The 643-nt window shown below is 69.4% G+C and carries 1 pseudogene; it reads right to left on the bottom strand.

Features of this window, described 5'->3' with window-relative positions:
* Nucleotides 1-643: pseudogene (locus tag OXS49_RS33410) on the bottom strand (IS5 family transposase); the annotation flags it as partial.

Genomic DNA, 643 nt, shown 5'->3' on the forward strand with positions numbered 1-643 from the left:
TTTTCTCGTAGCGGGTTGCGATGGCACGCCATTCCTTGAGCCGCGCCCAGAGGCGCTCGACCTGATTGCGGTTGTCGTAGATCCAGTCCGGGCAGGCGACGGGGGCCTCGTGGCGCCGAGGCGGGATCGCGGGGCGCGCACCCCTGTCCCAGATGTGCTCGCGAAAGGCGTGACTGGTGTAGCCGCGGTCTCCGACGACCCACTTGGGCACGCCGGGCAGCGGGTCGAGCAGCGGAACCGCATCGGGCAGTTCGTGCGCCTGCCCCGGTGCCAGCTGGAAGGCGATGGCGCGGCCCTGCCCGTCGGCGATCACGCAAGCCTTGGTGCCATAGCCGCCACGCGAGCGGCCAAGAGCCTCACGAGTGTCTCGCTCGGCCCCAGATCCCCACTTTTGGCGGCACCAGCCGCCTTCTGGTGCGCGCGTATGGTCGTGCCGCCGAGGAGCACCATCCCGCGCTGGAGCCCACGCTCGTGCACGAGGCTGAGGAGCCGTTCCCAGACGCCAGCACGGGACCAGCGGATGAAGATCCGTGCGGCCCGCCACCAAGGATCCAGATCCTCCGGAATGGCCCGCCATTTCGCCCCGTTCTGATGCCGCCAGAGAATGGCCGAGAGCGTGCGTTGCAGGTCCTGCGGTGGCGTC

It is taken from the genome of Methylobacterium sp. GC_Met_2 (genome assembly GCF_026540795.1).
Taxonomy (GTDB): Bacteria; Pseudomonadota; Alphaproteobacteria; order Rhizobiales; family Beijerinckiaceae; genus Methylobacterium.